This is a genomic window from Streptomyces sp. NPDC006265, assembly GCF_040613555.1.
In the GTDB taxonomy this organism is placed as follows: Bacteria; Actinomycetota; Actinomycetes; order Streptomycetales; family Streptomycetaceae; genus Streptomyces.
On the sequence record NZ_JBEXSH010000567.1, the window covers coordinates 1 to 5873 of the forward strand.

The 5873-nt window shown below is 68.2% G+C and carries 7 protein-coding genes; 2 read left to right on the top strand and 5 right to left on the bottom strand.

Annotation, left to right across the window (positions count from 1 at the left end; translation table 11 throughout):
* A partial coding sequence (locus ABZ281_RS33970) for a Gfo/Idh/MocA family oxidoreductase (RefSeq protein ID WP_356661795.1) occupies positions 1–321 on the top strand: 321 nt, incomplete at its 5' end.
* A 52-nt stretch (positions 322–373) separates the two neighbouring features.
* On the opposite strand, the gene ABZ281_RS33975 is transcribed toward ABZ281_RS33970, so the two are convergent.
* The 5 genes from ABZ281_RS33975 to ABZ281_RS33995 are packed head-to-tail and all read right to left on the bottom strand — an operon-like array spanning position 374 to position 5331.
* Complete coding sequence (locus tag ABZ281_RS33975) at positions 374–1393, bottom strand: Gfo/Idh/MocA family oxidoreductase (protein ID WP_356661797.1); 1020 nt, start codon at positions 1391–1393, stop codon at positions 374–376.
* Positions 1394–1411: 18 nt separating this feature from the next.
* The gene (locus ABZ281_RS33980) at positions 1412–2314 is read right to left on the bottom strand and encodes a sugar phosphate isomerase/epimerase (protein WP_356661799.1); all 903 of its coding nucleotides are present in this window, start codon (positions 2312–2314) and stop codon (positions 1412–1414) included.
* 1 nt (position 2315) lies between these two features.
* A complete protein-coding gene (locus ABZ281_RS33985) occupies positions 2316–3227 on the bottom strand; it encodes an ATP-binding cassette domain-containing protein (RefSeq protein ID WP_356661801.1) in 912 nt (303 codons plus the stop codon).
* A 5-nt stretch (positions 3228–3232) separates the two neighbouring features.
* Positions 3233–4312 (bottom strand): ABC transporter permease, encoded by a 1080-nt coding sequence (locus tag ABZ281_RS33990; RefSeq protein ID WP_356661803.1) that lies wholly within the window; start codon positions 4310–4312, stop codon positions 3233–3235.
* Entirely contained in the window at positions 4312–5331 is a 1020-nt protein-coding gene (locus tag ABZ281_RS33995; RefSeq protein WP_356661805.1) for a sugar ABC transporter substrate-binding protein, read from the bottom strand. The genes ABZ281_RS33990 and ABZ281_RS33995 overlap by 1 nt, the downstream gene beginning before the upstream one ends.
* A gap of 322 nt (positions 5332–5653) precedes the next feature.
* Here ABZ281_RS33995 and ABZ281_RS34000 point away from each other — a divergent pair.
* A partial coding sequence (locus ABZ281_RS34000; protein ID WP_356661807.1) for a PfkB family carbohydrate kinase occupies positions 5654–5873 on the top strand: 220 nt, incomplete at its 3' end.

Below are 5873 nucleotides of genomic sequence, written 5' to 3' on the forward strand. Positions count from 1 at the left end.
GGCTCGGCCCGCTGCCACATGGCCCACGACGGCCTGGACATGAGCATCCGGATCGTCGGATCGCGGGGCGAGGCGACGGCCCCGAACTTCGTCCTGCCCCAGCTGGACGACCGCATCATGATCCGCACGACACAGGGTGAGCGCACGGAACACCTCGGCACCCGCTCGTCGTACAGGTACCAGCTGGAGGCGTTCGCCGCCCGGGTGCGCGGCGGTGCGCCGCTGCCGCTGGACGCGGACGACGCGGTGACGACGATGGAACTCATCGACGCGTGCTACCGGAAGGCCGGATTCGAGCCCCGGCCGCGCAGCGTCGTCTGAGACACGCCGAAAGGGGCCCGGGGCTGTGGCCCCGGCCCCTTTCGCACGTCTCTCACGCGTACAGCGCCGGCTTGTCCACCAGTTCGATCCGCACCCGGCCGCCGTCCTCCAGCGCCCGTACCCCGGCCTCGCAGACCGCCGCCGCGGCATAACCGTCCCAGGTGCTCGGGCCGGTGACCTCGCCGCAGCGGGTGGCGTCGGCCCAGGTCTGGATCTCCTGGTCGTAGGCCGTCTCGAAGCGTTCGGTCCAGTCCTGGGCGATGGTGCCACCCCAGCGGCCGGCCATGTTGGTGACCAGGGCGTGGCCGTCGCCGATGCGGGCGGTGCCGCGTTCGCAGACGACCTCGGCCTGGACCTGGTAGCCGAAACCGCAGTTGACGAAGATCTCGACGTCGCTGAGGGCGCCGCCGTCGGTCTCGAAGACGACGAACTGAGGGTCCTGCAGGGCGTCCGGGGCGCTGGCCGACGGAGTGGGGCGCAGCACCGTGACGGCGGTGATCTCGTGGCCCAGCAGCCAGCGGGTCACGTCGGCCTCGTGGGCGACGGAGTCGCTGATCAGCATGGAGCTGGTGAAGAAGGGCGGGCTGGCGACATTGCGATGCCGGTTGTGCAGCATGAGCGGACGGCCCAGCTGGCCCGTCACCAGCAGGGCCTTCAGCTTCGCGTACTCGGGGTCGTAGCGGCGCATGAAGCCGACCTGGACCCGGCGGTGGCCGAGGCGCTGTTCGGCTTCGAGGACGCGCAGCGCGGAGGCCGCGTCGGGGGTGAGCGGCTTCTCGCACAGGACGGGCAGATCGTGCTCGAAGGCGGCGAGGAGGGTGGCCTCGTGGGCCGGGCCCGGGGAGGCGATCAGGACGGCGTCCACGTCGGCCGCCGCCATCGCGGCAGCCGGGTCGGTGTGGGCGGTGCAGCCGTCGACACGGGCGGCGACGGCCTTCGCGCGTTCCGCGTCGACGTCCACGACGGCCGACACCCGTGCTCCGCTGGTGACTTCGTGGATGCGGCGCACATGGTCGGCGCCCATCCTTCCGGTACCGATGACCGCGATTCCCAGAGGGGCAGGCTCCGTCATGGCCGTCCTTTCGGGTCGTCAGGCGCCGCAGGACCTCAGGAACTTGCGGGTGCGCACCGCGATCGGCAGCGGCTTGTCCGGCTCACAGGGGTACATGTCCTGCTCGACGATGGCGAAGAGGTCCACGTCCAGCTTCTGGGCGGCCGTGAGGACGGGGCCCAGCTCCGGGACACCGGCCGGCGGTTCGCACATCACGCCGCGCGCGACGGCCGGGCCGAACGGAACCTCGTTCTTGACGACGTCGGCGAGGATCTCCGGGTCGACCTGCTTGAGGTGCAGATAGCCGATGCGCTCGCCGTACGTCTCGATCAGCTTGACGCTGTCGCCGCCGCAGTAGGCGTAGTGCCCGGTGTCCAGGCAGAGGTTGACGGCGTCGGAGTCGGTCGAGTCGAGGAACTGCTCGACGTGCGCCTCGGTGTCGATGTGGGTGTCGGCGTGCGGGTGGACGACGATGTCCAGGCCGTACCGGTCCTTCACCTCGCGGCCGAGACGCTCCATGCCCGTGGTGAGGTTGCGCCACTGCTCGGTGGTGAGCTCCGGCGCCTCCAGGATCTCCGCGGTCTTGTCGTCGCGCCAGAAGGACGGGATGACGACGAGGTGCCCCGCGTCCATGGCCTGGGTGAGGGCCGCGACCCGGCTGACCTGCTCCCAGGTGGAGTCCCACTCGGAGGGGCCGCGGTGCAGTCCGCAGAAGATGGTGCCGGCGGAGACCTTCAGGTTCCGCTTGGTCACCTCGTCGGTGAGCCGGGCCGGGTCCGTCGGCAGGTAGCCGTACGGACCGAGTTCTATCCAGGAGTAGCCGGCCTCGGTGACCTCGTCGAGGAAGCGTTCCCAGGGCACCTGCTGGGGGTCGTCGGGGAACCAGACGCCCCAGGAGTCGGGGGCGGAGCCGACCCGGATGCGGTCGAGCGCGTGGGCCATGTCAGGACTTTCCTTCCGAAGACGTGGCTACGGGAGCGGTGAGGTCCCCCTCTTCGGGGAGCTCTTCGACGTCGACGCCGCGGACCTGCGCCAACTCGTGCTTGAGGGAGGCCAGTTCGGCGCCCCCGGCCATGTGGTTGGTCAGCTCTTCGAGGCTGACGTCGCTGCGGGAGGCGGACATTTCCATGGTGCCCAGGCGCAGGACGCTGAAGTGATCGCCGACCATGTAGGCGTGGTGGGGGTTGTGCGTGATGAAGATGACGCCGAGGCCCTTGTCACGGGCGGCGGCGATGTACTTCAGCACCACGCCGGACTGCCTGACGCCGAGGGCGGCGGTCGGCTCGTCCAGGATGAGGACGCGGGCGCCGAAGTAGACGGCGCGGGCGATGGCGACGCACTGCCGCTGGCCGCCGGAGAGCGTGCCGATGGGCTGCTCCATGTCGTCCAGGACGATGCCCATGTTGCGCAGTTCCTCGTCCGCGGTCTTCTTCATCTTCTCGATGTCGAGACGGCGTACGGGCCAGGGGCCCTTGGTCATCTCGGAGCCGAGGAAGAAGTTGCGCCACACCGGCATCAGCGGGACGACCGCGAGGTCCTGGTAGACCGTGGCGATGCCCTTGTCGAGGGCCTCGCGCGGGGTGGAGAAGCGCACCGGTTCGCCGTCGACGAGGAACTCGCCCTCGGTGTGCTGGTGCAGCCCGGAAATAATCTTGATGAGGGTGGACTTGCCGGCGCCGTTGTCGCCGAGGACGCAGCTCACCTTGCCGGGGTGGACTTCCAGGCTCACGCCGTGCAGAGCGCGGATGTTGCCGTAGGACTTGCCCGCGGCCTTCAGTTCGACCACGGGACGCTCGTCCGCGGGCCGGGTGTCCTTCAGAACGGCCCCGTGGGTGCCGGTGGAGTTGCTTGTCATTCCGATCACCTCCGGGTCGCCTGCTTGCGGACCCACAGATTGACGAGGGTGGCGCCTACGAGCATCACACCGAGGAAGGTCTTGAACCAGTCGGGGTTCCAGGTGGCATAGACGATGCCCAGCTGAACCAGGCCGAACATGAAGGCGCCGAAGACCGGGCCGATGATCGTGCCGTAGCCGCCGGTCAGCAGACAGCCGCCGACCACCGCCGCGGCGATGTAGATCAGCTCGTTGCCCACGCCCTCACCGGACTGCACGGTGTTGTACTGGAACAGGTTGTGCATGCCGACGAACCATGCCCCGAAGCCGACCAGCATGAACAGCGAGATCTTGACGAAGTTCACCGGGACGCCGACCGCGCGGGCGCTGTCCTTGTTGCCGCCGACCGCGAAGATCCAGTTGCCGTACTTGGTGCGCAGCAGGACCCATGTGGCCAGCGCCGCGAAAGCCAGCCACCACACGACGGTGATCTTGACGTTGACTCCGCCGACGTTGAAGGACGAGGCGAACACGGCCTTGGCCTGGTCGAAGCCGTCCATGTCGCTGATGTTGTCGGTGGCGACGTTGCCGGTGACCAGCTTGGTCACCGCCAGGTTCACGCCCTGCAGGCCCATGAACGTGCCCAGGGTGACCAGGAAGCTCGGCAGCCCGGTCTTCACCAGCAACCAGCCGTTGAAGAAGCCGATGGCCAGAGAGACCGCCAAGGCCGCGATCACACCGACCCAGACGTTCAGGGTCAGCTGGAAGGCGGTCATGCTCGCCGTCAGCGCCGAGGCGACCGGCGCGACGCCGGAGGACAGGTCGAACTCGCCGCCGATCATCAGCAGTGCCACGGGCAGGACCATGATCCCGATGGTCGACGACTGGTAGAGGACCGTCGACATCGAACTGCCCTGGCGCAATGTCGGCGCCATGATCAGGAAGAAGATCAGGACGGCCAGGGCGCCGAGGATGACGCCCACCTCGGGCCGGGCGAGCAGTCTCAGCGCCAGGGAGCGCTGCTGGGTCCGCCCGTCCCTTTCCTTGCTGGGGCCGGAGGCCGGCGGTGTGTCCACCGCCGGCGTGGCCTGCTGGGTCATGCTCATCACCGGGTGCCCTTCGCGGCGAACTCCCCGATCTTGTCGACGTTGGACTTGTCGACGAAGGCCGGGCCGGTCAGCACGGGCTGCTCGCCGCCGCCGCTGTAGTTGCCGTTGTTCTTGTAGAGCCACAGGCCGTCGACGGCCAGGTAGCCCTGGAGGTAGGGCTGCTGGTCGACGGCGAACTGGATGTCGCCCGCCTTGATGGACTTGATCAGGTCCTTGTTGAGGTCGAAGGTGGCGATCTTCGCCTTGCTGCCGGCGTCGGCGGCCGACTGCACGGCCGTCAGCGCGAAGGGGGCGCCGAGGGTGACGACGTAGTCGATCGACGGGTCCTGCTTCAGCTTGGCGGTGAGCGTCGACTTCACGGACGGCATGTCGGTGCCGTTGACGTTCTGCGGGTCGACCTTGCCCTCGAAGGTCTTCGCCACACCGTCGCAGCGCTGCGTCAGACCGACGTTGCCCTGCTCCTGCATGACGCAGAGGACCTTCTTGGCGCCGACCTCGTTGAGCTTCTTGCCGAAGGCCTCGCCGGCGACGGACTCGTCCTGGCCGAAGAACTCCAGCAGGTTGAGCTTCTTCCAGTCGCTCAGGCCGGAGTTGAGACCGACGACGGGTATGCCGGACTTCTCGGCCTTGCCTATGACGCCCTTGAGGGCGTCCGGCTTGGCGAGGGTGACGGCGATGCCGTCGACCTTCTGGTCGATCGCGTTCTGGACCAGGTTGGCCTGGTTGCCGGCGTTCGGGTCGGCGGAGTAGATGAGCTTGATGTTGTCCTTGGCGGCCGCGGCCTCGGCGCCCTTGCGGACGGTGTCCCAGAAGGTGTCGCCGGGCGCCTGGTGGGTGACCAGCGCGACTGTCATGCGCGGGGTGGTCGCCTTGCCGGCCGACGCATCGGCGGCGCCTTCCTCGGACTTCTTGCCTCCGGAACTGCTGGAGCAGCCGGCGAGGGTCAGGGCTGCTGCCGCGGCCACGGCGACGACGGGCGCGAACCTGCGGGAGCGGGGGTGGGAAGAGCGGTCCATCTTTCCTGGCACCTCACTGTGCTACTGCGGGGGAAAGGAAGGGATCACGAAGGGATCCGTGGTCCCGGAGCCTTACGGAGTCCGGATCATGATGCCGCAAACCGACTGTTGCGATGGCACGGGATACAAGTCGCTGCCACGCCCGCTGTCAATACTTTGTTAAGACATCATTTCACGAGCAGGTCCGAATGTAAGTACAAACTATTGACAGCGCCGCCCTCCGAGACCTACACCTGAGGGGCGGCAGGTCCCGTGGATCCACGCCCCCACCGTGGCAGGGCGCCCCAGGACCCGCATCCCCAGCTTCCCGAGGAGGTCGCGCATGGCCGAGCCAGCCCAGTATTTCGATGTGATCACGATGGGCCGCATCGGGGTCGACCTCTACCCCCTGCAGACCGGGGTCCCCCTGGAGCGAGTGGAGACGTTCGGGAAATTCCTGGGAGGTTCCGCGGCCAATGTGGCGGTCGCGGCGGCCCGCCTGGGGCGCCGCACGGCGGTGATCACGCGCACCGGCGACGACCCCTTCGGCACCTACCTGCACC